Genomic DNA, 16366 nt, shown 5'->3' on the forward strand with positions numbered 1-16366 from the left:
CGTTCTCCTATTTCGTGGTTACTTGCGTGTGAGTAGGAAGCTGTTGTTTGGCCTGGCAGTCCTGGCAGATGCCTTGGTACAGGACGTCTGCGATCTGGATGGTCATGGGTTTGGAGTGCTCATCCCAGTGCGGGGTGAGGCAGGGGGCATGGCCGACGGCACAGTCGACATCCTCCACCCGGCCGCAACTGATGCAGACGGCGTGGTGGTGGTTGTCGCCCACCCGGGTCTCATACAGCGCGGGAGAGTGGGGCGGTTCGAACCGCCGCAGCATCTGTAGGTCCGTGAGGTCGCTCAGCACCACATAAACAGACTGCGCTGTCAGTTCGGGAAGTTCCTTGCGCGCGGCAGCCAGGATGCCTTCGGCCGGGGAATGTGGATTGTGCTGAACGGCCGCGAGGACCGCCAATCGCTGCTTGGTCACGCGGCGTCCGTGGGAATGCAGGGCGGAAGCCCACGCTTCCTGGTCTGCCGTGTGATCTGCCATACGCCCATTGAAGCACTTATTATGAGTACTTCACAATAAGGTGAGGCTAACTTCGGATGAACCCGCCGACGGCGGCCGGTACTCGGGCGCGACGGCACCCCGCTCGCGGCCCGCGCGACGGCACCCCGCTCACGGCCCGGACTCGGGTGCCCGACGGCGGACCGCACCGCAGCTGCGAACCCTGCCCCCGCGGCGCTCCGGGAGGGCGGATGGCTTGGTGGGTAGGGTTGGACGGTGGCAAAACTCCTGGCTGACATGACCCCGCTTCGCGAAAGCCCCGCATTCCGCCGCCTGTGGCTGGGGTCTTCGGTGTCGATGGTCGGATCCCAGCTGACCCTGGTTGCCGTGAGCCTCGAGGTCTACAGCATCACCCAACAGAGCCTCTACGTGGGACTGCTCAGCATCTTTGCCCTGGTTCCGCTGGTGATTGCGGGCTTGTTCGGCGGCGCCCTTTCGGATGCCTATGACCGGCGGAAGGTCGCCATTGTTGCGTCCCTCGTCCTGTGGGCCTGCAGCGTGGCCCTGGCACTCCAGGCCTGGTTCCAGCTCAACAATGTCTGGATCCTGTTCCTCCTCGTCGCTATCCAGAGCGGCGCGCAGGGCATCAACGGACCGGCACGCAGCGCCATTATTCCCTTGCTGGTCCGCAAGGAACTGCTGCCCGCCGCCAACGCGTTGAGCATGCTCAACATGGGCATTTCCATGACGGCAGGCCCCCTGCTGGCCGGTGTGCTGGTCGCGTCGAGCGGTTTTGGCTGGACCTACACGATCGATGCGCTCAGCTTCGCCTTCGCGCTGTGGAGCCTGTTCAAGCTCCCGGCCCTTCCCGCGGCGGAGAACGCGTCGGCACCCGGGCTGCGCTCCGTCGTCGAGGGCTTCCGTTTCCTGGGCACCCGGCCCAACCTTCGCATGACGTTCATCATCGACCTCATTGCGATGATCTGCGCCCAGCCCCGTGCCCTCATGCCCGCGATCGGAGCCACGATGATCGGGGGCGGTGACGCCACTGTGGGTGTGCTGCTCGCGTCCGTGGCCGTCGGCGCCTTCCTGGCGGGACTGTTCTCCGGGCCCCTGGGGAGGGTGCGGCGCCAGGGGAGCGCGGTGGTGTGGTCCGTGGCAGGATGGGGCTTCTCGATTGCTGCTTTCGGGCTGGTGGTGGTCCTGGCCGGGGACGCAGGGCGCGATGGCGTCACGCTGTGGATCATCCCGGCGGCCTTGTGTTGTGCCCTTGCCGGGATCTCGGACTCCGTCAGCGCGGTCTTCCGCACCACCATCCTGCAATCGGCCACTCCGGACCACATGCGGGGACGGTTGCAAGGCGTGTTCATTGTGGTGGTTTCCGGTGGTCCGCGCGTGGGGGACATGCTCGCCGGTGGAGTCACGAAAGTTCTCAGCGAGGGCTGGGTGCTGCTCCTCGGCGGCGTGCTGTGCGCAGTGCTTGCCTGGCTGGTGGCGCGCGGTCAGCGTGGATTCCTCCAGTACGATTCGCTCCACCCGGTGCCTTAGCCCGGACCCAGCCCCGCGCCCAACTAGCCCGCAGTTGTTGTCGTTATGGCGGCTCAGAACGACAACAAATGCGAGCTAGTTGGGCGGAACGTCCGGGCGGCCGTCGGCGTTAATCGGAACAGAACCAAAAGCCGTACTGCAAGAAAGTAGTGAAGTGCATAATCATCACAATGGCCTGAAGACCGCAGCGCTCTTCGGTGTGCTCTGGGCGGTGCTGCTGGGTCTTGGTGCCGTGATCGGTGTGGGCACCCGCAGTGCGTCGCCCATCTGGATCATGGCAGTGATCGGCGTCGCCACAACTGCTTATGGATATTGGAACAGCGACAAGATCGCCATCCGCTCCATGGCCGCGTACCCGGTTTCGGAAGCACAGGCTCCGCAGCTGTACCAAATCGTCCGGGAGCTCTCCGTGCGGGCCAACCAACCCATGCCGCGGATCTACGTTTCTCCGACCATGACCCCCAATGCCTTCGCCACGGGACGCAATCCCAAGAACGCCGCCGTGTGCTGCACCGCGGGGATCTTGAACTTGCTCGACGCGCGCGAACTCCGCGGCGTCCTCGGGCATGAACTCATGCACGTCTACAACCGCGACATCCTCACTTCGTCCATCGCGGCCGCCGTCGCCGGCGTCATTACTTCGGTGGGCCAAATGCTGCTGTTCTTCGGCGGCGGGGACCGGCGGAACGCCAACCCGTTTGCCATGATTGCCATGGCCCTCCTGGCGCCGTTTGCCGCCTCGCTGATCCAGCTCGCCATTTCCCGCACCAGGGAGTACGACGCCGACCACGACGGCGCGGAGCTCACCGGCGATCCGCTGGCGCTCGCCTCAGCCCTCCGCAGGATCGAAGCAGGCGTGAAGCAGGTGCCGCTGCCGCAGGATCAGCGCCTCGTGAATACATCGCACCTGATGATTGCCAACCCGTTCCGCGGCGGTGCCATGACCAAGCTGTTCGCCACCCACCCGCCCATGCGTGAGCGCATCGAGCGGCTCGAACGGATGGCCGGACGGCCGCTTTCCTAGCCAGCGGTCCCGTAGAGCGCCCTACCGGCCGCGTCCGACGACGGGCGGCTTCATGCGAACAAGCCCTCACCAATGAAGCCGCCCGCCTTGATGCCCGGAGGCACCGCGAACAGGCCGGAGCCCGTGTGCTTGAGGTACTCCAGGGCCAGCTTGTCGCTCTTTGCCATCGTCATCTGCATGGGCACGTAGTGCGTCCGCGGGTCCTTGACGAAGGCGATGAAGAACAGGCCTGCATCGAGGTGGCCGAGCCCGTCCGAACCGTCGGCGTAGTTGTATCCGCGGCGAAGCATCTTCACGCCGTTGTTCTGGTCCGCGTGGGCGAGGCGGACGTGGGAATCGATGGGAATCAGCGGCTCGCCATCGCGGCCCTTGATTGCGAAGTCCGGCACCGTGAATTCTTCCCCTCCGGACAACGGCGCTCCGGCACCTTTCGTGCGGCCGATCAGCCCTTCCTGTTCGCGGAGCGATGTCCGGTCCCAGATCTCGATATGCATCCGAATCCGGCGGGAGACAAGGTAGCTGCCTCCCGCCATCCACGCTTCACCCGGGCGGGTTCCGGCGGTGGCCCAGACGTGCTCGTTGAGGAGTGCCGTGTCTTCCGACTTCAGGGTGGCCGTGCCGTCCTTGAAGCCGAAGAGGTTGCGCGCGGTGGTCTGGGCCAGGGAGGTGGACGAGGTGCGGCCGAACCCCAGCTGGGACCAGCGGACGCGCACCTTGCCGAAGCCGATGCGTGCGAGGTTCCGGATCGCGTGCACGGCGACCTGCGGATCGTCGGCGCACGCCTGGACCACAATGTCGCCGCCGGTACGCGCGGGCTCAAGGGCATCGCCGGGGAAATGCGGCAAGTCGATCAGGGCATCGGGCCTGCGGCCCTCCAGCCCGAAGCGCGGCTTGCCGCCCTTTTCGAAAAGGCCCGGGCCAAAGCCGAACGTCAACGTCAGCTTGCCGGCCGCCAGATCGAGGGCTTCCCCGGTGTCTTCAGGCGGCGCGTCGTAGGGGCCGTCGACGGCGCCCGTCGCGCCGGTCGTGCGACCGGTGGTCATGGCTTCGGCCGCGGCGGTCCAGTCCTTCAGGAGCTGGATCAGTGCGGCGCGGTCCTCAACCGTCACGTCGAAGGCAGCGATGTGGAGGCGGTCCTGCGCTGGCGTGATGATGCCTGCCTGGCGCTCGCCGTAGAAAGGAACCACGTCGCTCGCAGCACTGGCCGGGGCCGCCTCAGCTGCCACTGCGTCATGGCTGAGGTACCCGGCGGCAAGGCCTGCCACTGCACCGACACCGCCCACGCCGGCGAGGGAGAACAGTCCGCGACGGGACATGCCGCGCTTGCCGTCGTCGTCCTTGGCAGCGGACGCAACGGCCGCATTGGCCTGCCCGACGGCGGCAGCCTGGGTCCCGCCGTCGGGCGCCTCAGCGGTTTCGTGGTTGAAAGGGCAGCCGCTCACAGGACCACGGCTGAGGTGAGCTTGGACAACGGCTCTCCCAAGGCGTCGACCAGCGCGGCGAGCTGCTGGACCTCGGCGCGGCTGAGTTCGTTGTAGTACGCGAAGCCGTCACCCTTGGCGTGCTTCTTGAGTTCGACCTGCAGGGCAGCGAACTTCCCGTCGAGGCTCGTGGCCAGGGCCGGGTCTTTCTGCGCGAGCGCGGGCTTGAGGTTTTCGAACGCTATCCGGGCGCCGTCGATGTTGGCCTGGAAGTCCCAGAGGTCGGTGTGGGACCAGATTTCTTCCTCGCCTGTGACCTTGCCGCGCGCGACTTCGTCCAGGAGTTCCTTGGCTCCGTTGCCGAGCTTGTCCGCGGAGAGCACCACTGTGCGGGTGCGCTTGCCGAGCTCCTCGGTGTCGGAAACGAGCTGCGTGGCGATTTTGGCCCGCTCGGTGGCCGTCAGCGCTGTGTAGCCCGACGGCGGGAACAAGTCCTTCTCCGCGCGGTGCCAGCCGGTCCATTCCTGGCCCGGTTCAAGCTCGGCTTCGCGGGCATCGAGTTTGGGGTCGAGGTCCCCGAAGGATTCCGCTACGGGTTCGATCCGTTCCCAGTGCATGCGGGTTGCGGCGTACAGTTCGCGGGCCTTCGTTACGTCGCCCGCCGCGTAGGCATCGGCGAAGGCCTTGGTGCCGGTCACAAGCTGCTCAGTCTGGTCTTTGACGTACGCCGTGTACTGCTGGACCCCAGTGTCCACAAGCTTCTGGAAATCGGCATCGACGCCGGTCTTGTTTCCGGAGTCCGTGACCTCAAAGGCGGCACGGATACCGTCGCCCTGCATGCCGGGCTTGCAGGCGGTGGTGTACTTGCCCGCGGGAGCAGTGACCACCAGGTTGCGGGTCAGGCCGGGACCGATGTTCTCCACTTCGCCGACTATCCGCAGGCCGTCCTCTGCGAGGAGGTAGAACTCAGTAATTTCAGTGCCGTCGTTCTTGACCGCGAAGCTCAGGTTGCCGCTGGGGACGCTGCCCGTGGAGACTTTGCATTCGGTTTTGGTGCTGGTGACCTGGATCGGTCCGGCGGAGGCGCTGGCGCCCGGCGTCTTGGTGTTATCCGTGCAGCCGGTGAGTACGAGCGGCACGGCGGCGGCAGCGGCGACGAGGGCGAGGGACGTCCGGCGGCGTGAAGCCGTTGTGGGCAGGGGAATTTTGGGCAGGGGAGTGCCAGGCATTGGGTTTCCTTCTGTTGTGGGGTGCGGGAAGCTTTTAGGCGGCGGTGGCGGCTTGGGCCGTGGGGGCGTTGCCCGTGGATTTCTTCGGCGTGGAACCGTTAGCGCGGATGTAGAAATAGAGCACAGGGATCACGTACAGCAGCCAGGCCCCGGCTTCGAGCCACGTGGTGGCCGGGGACAGGTTAAGGGTGCCCTTCAGCAGGGTGCCGTACCAGGACGACGGCGGGATGGCCGCGGAGACGTCGAAAGCGAGGGTGTGGAGCCCTGGCAGGATTCCGGCTTCCTGGAGGTCATGGATGCCATACGCGAGCACGCCGCCCGCGATCACGATGAGGCCGACTCCGGTCCACGTGAAGAACCGCGAGAGGTTGACCTTGAGGACGCCGCGATGCAGCAGGTATCCGAGCCCGGCGGCGACGGCCAGGCCGAGCAGCGCGCCGAGCAGCGGCTGCGACGACTCGCCGGCGGCCTGGGCAGCAGCCCAAAGGAACAGCGCAGTCTCAAGTCCTTCGCGGCCCACCGCCAGTGCCGCCACCACCACGAGGCCCCACGCGGCGCCGTCGGCCATCTTGTCCACTTGCGACTTCAGCTCGCCGCCGAGGCTGCGGGCGGTGCGCGCCATCCAGAAGACCATCCAGGTGACGAGCCCGACGGCGGCAATCGACAATCCGCCCCCGATCGCCTCTTGCGCGGCGAAAGTCAGTCCCTGCGGACCGAAGGTGAGCAAGGCGCCGAAGGCGATGGATACGGCCACGGCGATGCCGACGCCGGCCCAGAGCCGGGGGAGCAGCGAGCGGCGTCCCGTCTTGACCAGGTAGGCCATGAGCAGGACCACAACGAGGGTGGCTTCAAGGCCCTCGCGCAGGCCGATCAGGAAGTTCGCGGTCATGTGGAATCCTTCGTTAGGGGAGCCACACTTAGGCTCGCCTAAGGAAGTACAGTACCCGCTGGAAGTGATTGCGCAAAAGAAACGTGTCGTAATTATTTTGGGGTGGATGTCACGCGCCGCAGTCTTTTGACCTCCGCGGATCGGTGCAGTCGCGGAATCCCGGGGCCTTCGCCAGGCCTCGGCCCCAAAAGGCTGCGTGGAGTGACGCGCCTGTCTCCGTTAACGACGACGGCGCGTTGCCCGCTCAGGGGGCAACGCGCCGTCGTCGTACTTCTGGATGGCGGCCTGGGCCGCAACGAAGTCCTAGCTGCGGAAGTTCACAAACTGGAGATCGGCCTCTTCGAACTTCTTGAGGATGTTCATGGTCTCCTGCAGGTCATCGCGGGACTTCGAAGTGACGCGGAGCTCGTCGCCCTGGATCTGGGACTTGACGGACTTCGGGGCTTCGTCGCGGATGATCTTGTTGATCTTCTTCGCGATGTCCTGGGCAATGCCCTCCTTGATGGAGCACTCCAGGCGGAATTCCTTGCCGGAGGGGTAAGGCTCGCCCTGGTCGAGGGACTTCAGGGAGATGCCGCGCTTGATGAGCTTGGACTGGAACACGTCCAGGACAGCGAGGATGCGGTCCTCCGAGTTGGCCTTCATGAGGATCTTCTCGCCGCTGAAGTCGATCTCAGCGCCGACGCCCTTGAAGTCGTATCGCTGTGCGATTTCCTTCTGGGACTGGTGGAGCGCGTTGGCGACTTCCTGCTTGTCTACCTTGCTGACGACGTCGAATGTGGATTCGCCTGCCATGACTCTCCTTGTGATCGTTGGGGGTGGCCCGGAAACGGGCGGTTTTGTCTGCCATCCAGCCTAGTACGGAAGCGCCCGGCGTGTGCTGAACGTTCACAGTTCGCTCACAGCACACGCATGGCCGGAACTGAGACAGCCCCGACAGAGTTGTATCAGTTTGAAGAGCCCATCCTGAAAGGGAGCACCATGAGCAACCAGGCCGTCCGATACGTCACCAAGTCAGCCGCTGCCGCCGCCGGTTCAATCGGAGTCGCTGCCGCCACGGCCGCAGGCGCGGTTGCAGCCGCAGCGCTCGCCGCCTCCGTGGTCCTGAGCCCGGTCCCGGACGCGGCGTCGCGGATGGATGGCGTCCACGCGGACTTGTTGCGGGCCGTGCAGCTCAACCAGATCACCCTTGAGCAGGCGGCCAGTTTCGAGGCCAAAGTGGCAGGCCGGATACTTGGTTAGTCGGAGATTTCCGCCGATTTTGGGCCCTTGAGGGCTCGATTCGATTCTTCGGCAGAAGTTCTGTAAGGTTGTCTTGCTCGCGCTTACCGGATCGGAAACGAAACGATGATCGGGAGTGACTTCTTTGAAGTTCGGCAGATTACCCGAGCGGCCAAAGGGGGCTGACTGTAAATCAGCTGGCAACGCCTACGGGGGTTCGAATCCCTCATCTGCCACAAAATTAAATCCCCGGAACCACATGGTTCCGGGGATTTTTTTTGTCCGTGTTTTCTGGGGAGGCCCCGTTCGAGGCGCGCGGGGCCGTTCGACGCGGAAAATCCTTTGCGCGGCGCTGGTGGATTCTCGACGCACGAATTCCGGTGTCGTCAGGGACTTTGCGTGTCGAAAACGAAAGCCCAGTTAGCTCGCGCTGCCCGGCTCCAGCCAGTAACCGTCCTGGTGATGGACGAGTTGCCGGCCCAGGCCTCCGGACAACTGGATCCAGAGCGTGCTGCGATCCTCGGTCATGCCGTCCAAGGTGCCTACGATCCTGTTGCCGCGGGTGTCCTGCAACACGAGCTCCTGGTGAAGCGGAAGTTCCGGCCACACCTCTGCGTGTGGCCTGATGGTTTGGGTGGTGCTCACGGAATCTCCTTGGTGCCTTCTGCAATTTGTTTCAGACATTCTTCCCTCGGCATGTGAACCGGTGGTAAACGACATGCCATGTAGCGACACACAAAACGGGGCTGTCCCGAAATGTTACTGGGGAGTAACATTGCGGTTATGCATTTGCTTCTCCGAACCCTCTTGCTCTTGTTCACCTCGTCCAGGCGGAGCCGGCTCAGCGTTTGGGGCACGTCTTCCTTGCCCATGCGAGTGCTGCCCACGGACATCGACATTGCGATGCATGTCAACAACGGCATGTATTTCTCGCTGATGGATCTTGGACGCTTCGACCTCATGGTGCGCGCGGGGATCTGGCAAAAGATGCGCAGACGCCGCTGGAGCCCCGTGGCAGCTGGGGAGACCATCGCGTTCCGGAAGTCGTTGCAGCTCTGGCAGCAATACACCATCGAGTCCAAGATCATCGGGCTCGATTCAAAGGCGATCTACTTTGAACAACGAATGGTGGCCGACGGCGAGATCTACGCCCGCGCGCACATCGCCACACGGCTTGTCGCCAAGGGCCGGCCCGTGAGCCAGGAGGAAATCCTGGCCGAGTTCGGCGAGCCCCCCGCGGACCTCGAGCTTCCGGAATGGATCCACGAGTGGCGCGAGAACAACGCGCTCCCCGGCGCCCGGAAGGCCGCCCCTCACCTCTGGCACTAGCCGGCGGTACCGGGCGGCCCCAAGCGAGCTGCCCGGCGTCGTGCTTTATTCCCGGTTTGCCGGGTAGCGAACAAGGGCGACTTAGGCGGTGCGGTCGCGTACCGTGGAAGCATGGCTACAGTTGACATCACCGGCGAGCAGTTCGCATCGACCATCGAGGGCAATGACATTGTCCTGGTGGATTTCTGGGCTGCGTGGTGCGGCCCTTGCAGGCAGTTTGCGCCCACCTACCAAGCCGCTTCCGAGAAGCATGACGATGTCTTCTTCGCCAAGGTGGACACGGAGGCCGAGCAGCAGCTGGCCGCCGAAGCCGGTATCTCCTCGATCCCCACGCTCATGGCCTTCCGCGAAAAGGTCCTCGTGTTCTCCCAGCCGGGCGCACTGAACGGACCACAGCTGGAGCAGGTCATCGAGGCCGTCAAGGGTCTCGACATGGATGAGGTCCACGCGCACATCGCAAAGCAGCGCGCCGAAAACTCCTAGCAAACGCCATCGGCTGTTGCCCACTTTCCAGTGGGCAACAGCCGATGCTAGTTAGAGGCGCTCGAGCTTCACCGGCTCCGCGAGCAGGGCGCTGAGGGATTCGTTGAGGTCCTGGACGGCGATGCCCTTGGAATGGGTGTCGAGGTGCTCCTCGGATGCCCACTGTTCGGTCAGGACCAGCTTGTCCTCGTTGGCTTCGGTGAGCTCGTAACGGATGCAGCCGGGTTCGTTGACCACTTCGTCGATCGCGATTTCCAGCGCGAGTTTCACGCGGAAGAATTCGCCGTCGTTGGGAATGAACGTGGCCTGCAGGTCAATGGGTGCACTCATGGGATTCACATTACCGGCTGGCCCGCCAAGGCCCTGAAATATTTTGTAGGACTTCCAAGCAAAAGTCTTCTCTTGGCCCCCCGGAGTTGGTAGCGTGCGTTCATGCTTTCCTACACAGCCGGGGACACTGACGTCCCGCTGCTTGAAGAGACCATCGGCGCCAACTTCGAACGCGTCGCGGCGCGGTTTCCGTTGCGGGACGCGCTCATCGAAGCCGCCGTGGTGCCGGGCGATGAGGCCAGGCGCTGGAGCTACGAAAAACTGAACGACGACGTCGATCGCCTCGCGCGTGCGCTGCTCGCCATGGGCGTCGCGAAGGGTGACAGGGTAGGCATCTGGAGCCCGAACTGCGCCGAATGGACCATCCTGCAATACGCCACGGCGAAGGTCGGGGCGATCCTGGTCAACGTCAATCCGGCGTACCGCAGCCATGAACTCGAATTCGTGGTCCGCCAGAACGGCATGCGGATGCTGGTGGCCGCGCCGTCGGACAAGAACAGTGACTATGTGGCCATGGCCCGGGAGGCCTTGACCAGTTGCCCTGAGCTTCGGGAGCTCGTGTTTCTTCCCGATCTGGGACTGGACATGCTTAACGCAGGCGAACCGCAAACTGACGCCGAGCTGACGTACGCCGAACTGCTCAAGCGGGCGGACGACGTCGTCCCCTCAGCGCTCAAGGCTCGGATGGCGGAGCTGGACCCGCACGATCCCATCAATCTGCAATACACCTCGGGGACCACGGGCTTCCCCAAGGGCGCCACCCTGACGCACCACAACATCCTCAACAACGGCAACCAAATCGGCAGGCTGTTGGGATACACGGAACGCGACCGCGTGGTCCTTCCGGTGCCTTTCTACCACTGTTTCGGCATGGTCATCGGGAACCTGAACGCCCTGAGCTTCGGGGCGGCCACCATTATTCCCGGCCGCGGATTCACCCCGGCCGCAGCGCTGGAAGCGGTGCAGGATTTTGGCGGGACGTCGCTGTATGGCGTGCCCACGATGTTCATCGCCGAGCTGGCTTTGCCGGATTTCGCGTCCTACGACCTCTCGACGCTGCGTACTGGCGTCATGGCCGGCTCACTATGCCCTATCGAGGTCATGGAGCGTGTCATCGCCGAGATGAACATGCGGGACGTGGCTATTTGCTACGGCATGACCGAGACTTCTCCCGTATCCACCATGACCCTCGCGGCCGACACCCTGGAGCAAAGGACCACGACTGTAGGGCGCACGATGCCCAGGCTCGAGTCCAAGATCGTGGATCCGGGCACCGGTGAAACCCTGGAACGCGGGGGGATCGGCGAGCTGTGCACGCGGGGCTACGCCGTGATGGCCGGGTATTGGGGCCAGCCGGAGAAGACAGCCGAGGCCATCGACGACGACGGCTGGATGCACACCGGCGACCTCGCCCGGATGGACTCGGGCGGTTTCATCATCATCGAAGGCCGCATGAAGGACATGGTCATCCGCGGAGGGGAGAACATCTATCCCCGCGAAATCGAGGAGTTCCTGTATCGCCATCCCGCCATCCAGGACGTCCAAGTCATCGGGGTGCCTGACCCCAAGTACGGCGAGGAGTTGATGGCGTGCATCATCCTCAAACCGGGAGCGGCTTTGGACCTGGAAGGGGTGCAGGAGTTCTGCCGAGGCAAATTGGCCCACTACAAGATCCCGCGCTACGTGGACATCAGGGAGAGCTTCCCCATGACGGTGTCCGGCAAGGTGCGCAAGATCGACATGCGCGAAGAAGCGATCGCCCGCCTCGGACTCTAATTCCAACGCGGGGTCACTTACGGCCCATGCCGGGCTGCAACATGGGCCGTAAGTGACCCCGCGTTGGCTTGCTTGGAAGTCAGCCTGTGGATAACTCCTTGCCGGGGTCAAATTGCGGACAAACTGGATCCCATGGTCCGCATCATGCCGCTGCCGGAGGAACTCAGTGAACGTCCTTTCACGGTCTATGAAGCCCGCGTGCTTGGCGTCGCTCCGAAGCGGCTCCGGGCCAGGGATATGTCCGACGGCGGGCGGCTGATCTACTTGCCTGCGGGTCGTGACTTTGAGTTTGCCGAACAGGCGCGGGTCCTTGCCGCGGCAACACCGGGCGCCTGGGTGTCCCATGAGAGCGCCGCGGTACTGACCCGGCTCGGCCTTCCTCCGTGGCTGGGCGACTGCGAGACGGTCCACCTGAGCAAGCCCCATGAGCTTCCCCGGGTCCGCCGGACCGGGGTGACGGGGCACCGAGTCCGTGTCCTCCAGGGCGAAGTCACGGAGATAGACGGTATCCCGGTGTCCTCCCCGTCCCGGACGTGGCTTGACCTGGCGCATCAGTAGCCGCTGCGGTACGTGATTGCCATGGGCGATCAGCTGATCCGTAGGCCTCGGCCTGGCCTTGAAGGAAGGACGGAGGCCTACGCCACCAAGGAAGGATTGCGGCTCCTGATCCGGCAGCATCCGAACATGAAAGGCGTGGAGAAGGCCCGGCTCGCCCTTGAAGACATGCGAGTTGGAGCAGATTCGTTTCCGGAGACATTCCTGCGGCTCGCAATGTCGGATGCGCGATTGCCTGAACCGGAACTGCAGCTCCGCCTCGACCCGGACGATCCGTGGTCGCCGTCCGCGGACCTGGGGTACCGGCGGTTTCGGATCGCCGTGCAGTACGACGGCGCACCACATCTCACGCGGGAACAGCAGACACGGGACAACCGGAGGGACGAAGCGTTCACCAATGCCGGCTGGTCCTACTTCAAGGCCAACGCCGATGATCTGGCCGAAGGGTTCTCTGGCCTGATTGTCCGGATCAAACGCGCGAAACTCCGAACGCGGGGTCACTTACGGCCCATGCTGGGCGGCAACATGGGCCGTAAGTGACCCCGCGTTGGGGGGCGTTGGTGGCGTTAGTGCCCTCGGTGGTCCTGGATGGTCATCCGTGGTCCGAAGGTCGGCTTGCGGAAGCCGCTGAGCCCGAGCATCCGGACTACCCGCTGGCGGTGCCCACGCCACGGTTCCAGGAGGGCGATCATTCCGGCGTCGTCCGTCTTCCTGCCTGTGAGCGCATAACCGACGTACGAGGCCAAATGGTAGTCGCCCACCGCGATCGAATCAGGGCAGCCATGGGTCCGCTGGACCACCTCGGCGGCCGTCCAGATGCCGATGCCCGGGATGGTCTGCATCTTTGCCCCGGCTTCAACCGCGCTGAGTGAGGCGAGCCGTTCAAGCGCGACGGCGGATCGCAGCGCCCGCATGACCGTCGCCGAACGCTGGGGACCCACGCCTGCCTTGTGCCATTCCCACGAAGGGATGGCTAACCATTGGGCGGCGGTCGGCGCCACGAGCAGCCCCGAGGGGCCCGACGTCGGGAGGCGGCCTGCGCTTGGCGCTGCGGTGCCGTACCTGTACATCAGGTAGCGGTAGCCCCGGCGGGCTTCGATAGTGGTGACCTTTTGCTCAAGAATCGTGGGCACGAGGGAGTCCACCACGCGGCCGGTGGTGGGCAAACGGACGGTGAGGTTCCGGCGTCGGGCTTCCCGGACCATGCGCGGGAGGGTGGCATGGAACGCAGCGTCATCAAAGCCGGACCAGTCGTCCCCGCTCCCCAACAACGCAGGCACGGAGGCAATGGCGGAGCCCGCGCCGGGGCCCCACGCCTGGGCATCGACACGGGTGTCTTGGCCGGTTCCCGCGGCGGTGAGTCGCAATGTGACCGGGCCATCCGGCGTCGTGAAGGCCATCCACACCCCGTCCTGCCGTGCAGCGAAGGACGGATCGCCGTTGCCGCGCATGAGGATTCCCACGGTCTGCAGGAGGTCGAAGGGGCCGCCGGGGTGCCATCGCACTGATGCGTCGGCCGCAGCCGCTGCGGCGGGTGGGGCATCGACGATGGTCATTCATTCATGGTCGCATGCTCGTGTGACAACACTCGAAAAGAGCCGCGCTCAAGCCCTTACGCCGCGAAACCCACACGACTAGACTCCACGTGTGGCGCGGGGCGTCTGCGCCTTCCATGACAATCTCAGGAGAACGCAATGGCCGGTGTAGTGCATTTCGAGATCCCCGCGGACGACAAGGAGCGGGCCAACACTTTCTACCAGGGTGCCTTCGGCTGGATGCTCAACCCCATGCAGGAAATGGACTACACGATCGCCATCACCACGCCTTCGGACCCACAGACGGGCATGCCGAGCGCGCCAGGGGCCATCAATGGTGCACTGTTCCCGCGCACAGAGGAATTGAAGACGCCCATCATCACGGTTGACGTCGAAGACATCGAGGCTTCGCTCGGCCAAATTGAGAGTGCGGGCGGTTCTGTGGTCAAAGGCAAGGATGCTGTTCCGGGCATGGGTTACTACGCCTATTTCAAGGACACCGAAGGCAACATCCTTGGCCTCTGGCAGACGGACTCTTCGGCAGGAGGCACTGCACCGGCAGAGTGAGTGGGTTGCTCGGGCCGGCCCTTTACGCGGGGCTGGCCCTACGCTCCCGAAACTACTCTCCGAAGCGCCCGCGGGACTCCGCCGGAATCAGCGGCTTCTCGGCCCGGACCTTGAGTTCCTGCACCGCCCACGTGTTGCCGTCCGGATCGCTGAAGCCGAAGAACGTGCCGCCGTCGCGCTCGTCGAAGACGGTGATTTCGCTGGCCTCGACCCCGCGGCCGAGCAATTCCTCGCGTGCGGCGCGGGCATCGGCGACCACAAGCTGAAGGCCCCGCATGGAACCCGGCGCCATCTCGCTCTGCGCCGGCAAGTCTCCGATGACGATCGAGCAGCCGGAGCCCCGGGGAGTCAGTTGCGCCACGTGCATGTGCTCGTTGGTGGTGTTGTGGTCAAGGTTGAAGCCCACTTTGTCGCGGTAGAACTCGATGGCACGGTCAATGTCACTCACGGGGAGCACAACAACTTCGAGGGTCCAATCCATGGTGCATGTCCTTTCCTTGGAGGGTGTCACGGCTAGCTTGCCCGAGAGCCTGTCCTTTGGCTAGATGCAGACGCGGCACCCGGCTGAGTCCTCCGCTGCACCGGAGCAGTCCCGACCAAGCGGTAACTTGGTACCTATGAAGTACGCCCAGTCCGTCCTGGACCTCATTGGCAATACACCGCTCATCAAGCTCAACCACGTGACCGGGGACATCAAAGCCACCATTCTGGTGAAGCTTGAATATGTGAATCCCGGTGGCTCCATCAAGGACCGCATCGCGGTGAAGATGATCGAGGAAGCGGAACGGGACGGAAAGCTCAAGCCGGGCGGAACCATCGTGGAACCCACCTCGGGCAACACCGGCGTCGGACTCGCCCTGGTGGCCCAGCAAAAGGGCTACAAATGCATCTTTGTTGTCCCGGACAAAGTGGGCGAGGACAAGCGTGCCGTACTTCAGGCGTACGGCGCCGAAGTTGTCGTGACGCCTACTTCCGTGGCCCCGGACAGCCCGCAAAGCTACTACAGCGTCTCCGACCGGCTCGTGTCGGAGATCCCCGGAGCCTACAAGCCGGACCAGTTCTCCAACCCCGCAGCCCCCGGCAGCCACTACGAAACCACCGGGCCCGAGATCTGGCGTGATACCGACGGGAAGATCACCCACGTCGTGATCGGCGCCGGGACGGGCGGCACCATCACCGGCACCGGGCGCTACCTCAAGGATGTGTCCGCCCAGCGGCCGGAGTCCGACGGCGGCCGCGTCAAGGTCATCGGCGCGGACCCGGCAGGCTCGGTCTACTCGGGCGGCACGGGGCGGCCCTACTTCGTGGAGGGCGTCGGCGAGGACATGTGGCCGGCCAACTACGACAAGACTGTGCCGGACGATGTCATCGCCGTCAGCGACGCCGACTCCTTCGAGATGACCAGGCGCCTGGCCCGCGAGGAAGGCCTCCTGGTAGGGGGTTCCTCCGGCATGGCAGTGGTTGCCGCGTTGCGGGTGGCCAAAGACCTTGGCGAGGAAGCCGTCGTCGTCGTGATCCTGCCGGACTCCGGCCGTGGCTACCTGGCGAAGATCTTCAACGACAAGTGGATGCGTTCCTACGGCTTCCTCTCCGGCGGCGAGGAAGCCTCGGTGGGCGAGGTCCTGAAGTCCAAGACCGGCGAAATGCCGGACCTCGTCCACATCCATCCCAACGAGACCGTCCGCGATGTCATCAACATCATGAACGAATTCGGGGTCTCGCACATCCCGGTCCTCTCGCAGGAGCCGCCCGTGGTCATGGGCGAGGTGCTCGGCGCTGTCGATGAGCGCACGCTGACCTCCAAGCTGTTCCGTGGCGAGGCGAAATTGACCGACAAGATCTCCGAGCACATGGGGGAGCGCCTGCCCGTGATCGGCTCCCTGGAGACCATTTCCGCCGCACGCGAGCTGCTGTCCGACGTCGACACCGTCATGGTGACGTTCGTTGGAGCTCCCGTGGGCATCCTGACCCGCCACGACCTTCTCGCCTACCTGAGCAACTGACACTAGGAGTT

General features: G+C 64.4%; 19 protein-coding genes and 1 tRNA gene. 11 read left to right on the forward strand and 9 right to left on the reverse strand.

What is annotated here, in order from left to right:
• Nucleotides 1-7: 7 nt before the first annotated feature.
• Entirely contained in the window at nucleotides 8-487 is a 480-nt protein-coding gene (locus QRN51_RS16825; protein ID WP_059387252.1) for a Fur family transcriptional regulator, read from the reverse strand.
• A 234-nt stretch (nucleotides 488-721) separates the two neighbouring features.
• On the opposite strand from QRN51_RS16825, the gene QRN51_RS16830 reads away from it, so the two are divergent.
• Both QRN51_RS16830 and htpX read left to right on the forward strand, forming a co-directional pair.
• On the forward strand, nucleotides 722-1993 hold the full coding sequence (locus QRN51_RS16830) for an MFS transporter (protein ID WP_284990987.1): 1272 nt from the start codon (nucleotides 722-724) through the stop codon (nucleotides 1991-1993).
• Between the two features lie 154 nt (nucleotides 1994-2147).
• Complete coding sequence (gene htpX / locus QRN51_RS16835; protein ID WP_284990988.1) at nucleotides 2148-3017, forward strand: zinc metalloprotease HtpX; 870 nt, start codon at nucleotides 2148-2150, stop codon at nucleotides 3015-3017.
• Nucleotides 3018-3067: 50 nt separating this feature from the next.
• On the opposite strand, the gene efeB is transcribed toward htpX, so the two are convergent.
• The 4 genes from efeB to QRN51_RS16855 form a co-directional block, all read right to left on the reverse strand.
• Nucleotides 3068-4459, reverse strand: coding sequence for an iron uptake transporter deferrochelatase/peroxidase subunit (gene efeB, locus QRN51_RS16840; RefSeq protein ID WP_284990989.1), 1392 nt, complete (start codon nucleotides 4457-4459; stop codon nucleotides 3068-3070).
• Nucleotides 4456-5667, reverse strand: a complete 1212-nt coding sequence (gene efeO, locus QRN51_RS16845) for an iron uptake system protein EfeO (RefSeq protein ID WP_284990990.1) — start codon at nucleotides 5665-5667, stop codon at nucleotides 4456-4458. Before efeO ends, efeB begins: the two co-directional genes overlap by 4 nt.
• 34 nt (nucleotides 5668-5701) lie before the next feature.
• Nucleotides 5702-6556, reverse strand: a complete 855-nt coding sequence (gene efeU, locus QRN51_RS16850) for an iron uptake transporter permease EfeU (RefSeq protein ID WP_284990991.1) — start codon at nucleotides 6554-6556, stop codon at nucleotides 5702-5704.
• Nucleotides 6557-6859: 303 nt separating this feature from the next.
• The gene (locus QRN51_RS16855; RefSeq protein ID WP_059387254.1) at nucleotides 6860-7351 is read right to left on the reverse strand and encodes a YajQ family cyclic di-GMP-binding protein; all 492 of its coding nucleotides are present in this window, start codon (nucleotides 7349-7351) and stop codon (nucleotides 6860-6862) included.
• Between the two features lie 186 nt (nucleotides 7352-7537).
• On the opposite strand from QRN51_RS16855, the gene QRN51_RS16860 reads away from it, so the two are divergent.
• Complete coding sequence (locus tag QRN51_RS16860; RefSeq protein ID WP_284990992.1) at nucleotides 7538-7798, forward strand: hypothetical protein; 261 nt, start codon at nucleotides 7538-7540, stop codon at nucleotides 7796-7798.
• Nucleotides 7799-7931: 133 nt separating this feature from the next.
• A tRNA-Tyr gene (locus tag QRN51_RS16865) sits at nucleotides 7932-8013 on the forward strand.
• A gap of 184 nt (nucleotides 8014-8197) precedes the next feature.
• Here the strand turns inward: QRN51_RS16865 and QRN51_RS16870 are convergent.
• Nucleotides 8198-8422, reverse strand: a complete 225-nt coding sequence (locus QRN51_RS16870) for a hypothetical protein (RefSeq protein ID WP_059387272.1) — start codon at nucleotides 8420-8422, stop codon at nucleotides 8198-8200.
• 138 nt (nucleotides 8423-8560) lie between these two features.
• On the opposite strand from QRN51_RS16870, the gene QRN51_RS16875 reads away from it, so the two are divergent.
• Nucleotides 8561-9106, forward strand: a complete 546-nt coding sequence (locus tag QRN51_RS16875; RefSeq protein WP_059387273.1) for an acyl-CoA thioesterase — start codon at nucleotides 8561-8563, stop codon at nucleotides 9104-9106.
• 111 nt (nucleotides 9107-9217) lie between these two features.
• Complete coding sequence (locus QRN51_RS16880; protein ID WP_059387274.1) at nucleotides 9218-9589, forward strand: thioredoxin family protein; 372 nt, start codon at nucleotides 9218-9220, stop codon at nucleotides 9587-9589.
• Between the two features lie 51 nt (nucleotides 9590-9640).
• On the opposite strand, the gene QRN51_RS16885 is transcribed toward QRN51_RS16880, so the two are convergent.
• On the reverse strand, nucleotides 9641-9919 hold the full coding sequence (locus tag QRN51_RS16885; protein WP_059387275.1) for a putative quinol monooxygenase: 279 nt from the start codon (nucleotides 9917-9919) through the stop codon (nucleotides 9641-9643).
• Between the two features lie 102 nt (nucleotides 9920-10021).
• Between QRN51_RS16885 and QRN51_RS16890 the strand changes: the two genes are divergently transcribed.
• The 3 genes from QRN51_RS16890 to QRN51_RS23365 all read left to right on the forward strand — a co-directional run bounded on the left by QRN51_RS16890 (nucleotide 10022) and on the right by QRN51_RS23365 (nucleotide 12790).
• Nucleotides 10022-11695, forward strand: a complete 1674-nt coding sequence (locus tag QRN51_RS16890; RefSeq protein WP_284990994.1) for an AMP-binding protein — start codon at nucleotides 10022-10024, stop codon at nucleotides 11693-11695.
• Nucleotides 11696-11827: 132 nt separating this feature from the next.
• Complete coding sequence (locus QRN51_RS23360) at nucleotides 11828-12253, forward strand: hypothetical protein (protein WP_350224997.1); 426 nt, start codon at nucleotides 11828-11830, stop codon at nucleotides 12251-12253.
• 126 nt (nucleotides 12254-12379) lie between these two features.
• On the forward strand, nucleotides 12380-12790 hold the full coding sequence (locus QRN51_RS23365; protein ID WP_350224998.1) for a putative endonuclease domain-containing protein: 411 nt from the start codon (nucleotides 12380-12382) through the stop codon (nucleotides 12788-12790).
• 26 nt (nucleotides 12791-12816) lie between these two features.
• On the opposite strand, the gene QRN51_RS16900 is transcribed toward QRN51_RS23365, so the two are convergent.
• Nucleotides 12817-13806, reverse strand: a complete 990-nt coding sequence (locus QRN51_RS16900) for a DNA-3-methyladenine glycosylase family protein (RefSeq protein ID WP_284990995.1) — start codon at nucleotides 13804-13806, stop codon at nucleotides 12817-12819.
• A gap of 138 nt (nucleotides 13807-13944) precedes the next feature.
• Between QRN51_RS16900 and QRN51_RS16905 the strand changes: the two genes are divergently transcribed.
• Nucleotides 13945-14352 carry a VOC family protein gene (locus tag QRN51_RS16905; RefSeq protein WP_059387279.1) on the forward strand — a complete coding sequence of 136 codons (408 nt, stop codon included), beginning with the start codon at nucleotides 13945-13947 and terminating at the stop codon, nucleotides 14350-14352.
• A 52-nt stretch (nucleotides 14353-14404) separates the two neighbouring features.
• Here the strand turns inward: QRN51_RS16905 and QRN51_RS16910 are convergent, their stop codons facing one another.
• Nucleotides 14405-14833, reverse strand: a complete 429-nt coding sequence (locus tag QRN51_RS16910) for a VOC family protein (RefSeq protein ID WP_284990996.1) — start codon at nucleotides 14831-14833, stop codon at nucleotides 14405-14407.
• A 136-nt stretch (nucleotides 14834-14969) separates the two neighbouring features.
• Here QRN51_RS16910 and QRN51_RS16915 point away from each other — a divergent pair, with 136 nt between their 5' ends.
• Complete coding sequence (locus QRN51_RS16915) at nucleotides 14970-16355, forward strand: cystathionine beta-synthase (RefSeq protein WP_284990997.1); 1386 nt, start codon at nucleotides 14970-14972, stop codon at nucleotides 16353-16355.
• Nucleotides 16356-16366 lie beyond the last annotated feature (11 nt).

The sequence above is a fragment of the Arthrobacter sp. efr-133-TYG-120 genome (assembly GCF_030209785.1).
Taxonomy (GTDB): Bacteria; Actinomycetota; Actinomycetes; order Actinomycetales; family Micrococcaceae; genus Arthrobacter.

Coding starts and splice junctions, on each gene's coding strand:
- QRN51_RS16825 (WP_059387252.1), bottom strand. CDS start 487: ATGGCAGATCACACGGCAGACCAGGAAGCGTGGGCTTCCGCCCTGCAT.
- efeO (WP_284990990.1), bottom strand. CDS start 5,667: ATGCCTGGCACTCCCCTGCCCAAAATTCCCCTGCCCACAACGGCTTCA.
- efeU (WP_284990991.1), bottom strand. CDS start 6,556: ATGACCGCGAACTTCCTGATCGGCCTGCGCGAGGGCCTTGAAGCCACC.
- QRN51_RS16855 (WP_059387254.1), bottom strand. CDS start 7,351: ATGGCAGGCGAATCCACATTCGACGTCGTCAGCAAGGTAGACAAGCAG.
- QRN51_RS16860 (WP_284990992.1), top strand. CDS start 7,538: ATGAGCAACCAGGCCGTCCGATACGTCACCAAGTCAGCCGCTGCCGCC.
- QRN51_RS16875 (WP_059387273.1), top strand. CDS start 8,561: ATGCATTTGCTTCTCCGAACCCTCTTGCTCTTGTTCACCTCGTCCAGG.
- QRN51_RS16880 (WP_059387274.1), top strand. CDS start 9,218: ATGGCTACAGTTGACATCACCGGCGAGCAGTTCGCATCGACCATCGAG.
- QRN51_RS16885 (WP_059387275.1), bottom strand. CDS start 9,919: ATGAGTGCACCCATTGACCTGCAGGCCACGTTCATTCCCAACGACGGC.
- QRN51_RS16890 (WP_284990994.1), top strand. CDS start 10,022: ATGCTTTCCTACACAGCCGGGGACACTGACGTCCCGCTGCTTGAAGAG.
- QRN51_RS23360 (WP_350224997.1), top strand. CDS start 11,828: ATGGTCCGCATCATGCCGCTGCCGGAGGAACTCAGTGAACGTCCTTTC.
- QRN51_RS23365 (WP_350224998.1), top strand. CDS start 12,380: ATGAAAGGCGTGGAGAAGGCCCGGCTCGCCCTTGAAGACATGCGAGTT.
- QRN51_RS16900 (WP_284990995.1), bottom strand. CDS start 13,806: ATGACCATCGTCGATGCCCCACCCGCCGCAGCGGCTGCGGCCGACGCA.
- QRN51_RS16905 (WP_059387279.1), top strand. CDS start 13,945: ATGGCCGGTGTAGTGCATTTCGAGATCCCCGCGGACGACAAGGAGCGG.
- QRN51_RS16910 (WP_284990996.1), bottom strand. CDS start 14,833: ATGGATTGGACCCTCGAAGTTGTTGTGCTCCCCGTGAGTGACATTGAC.
- QRN51_RS16915 (WP_284990997.1), top strand. CDS start 14,970: ATGAAGTACGCCCAGTCCGTCCTGGACCTCATTGGCAATACACCGCTC.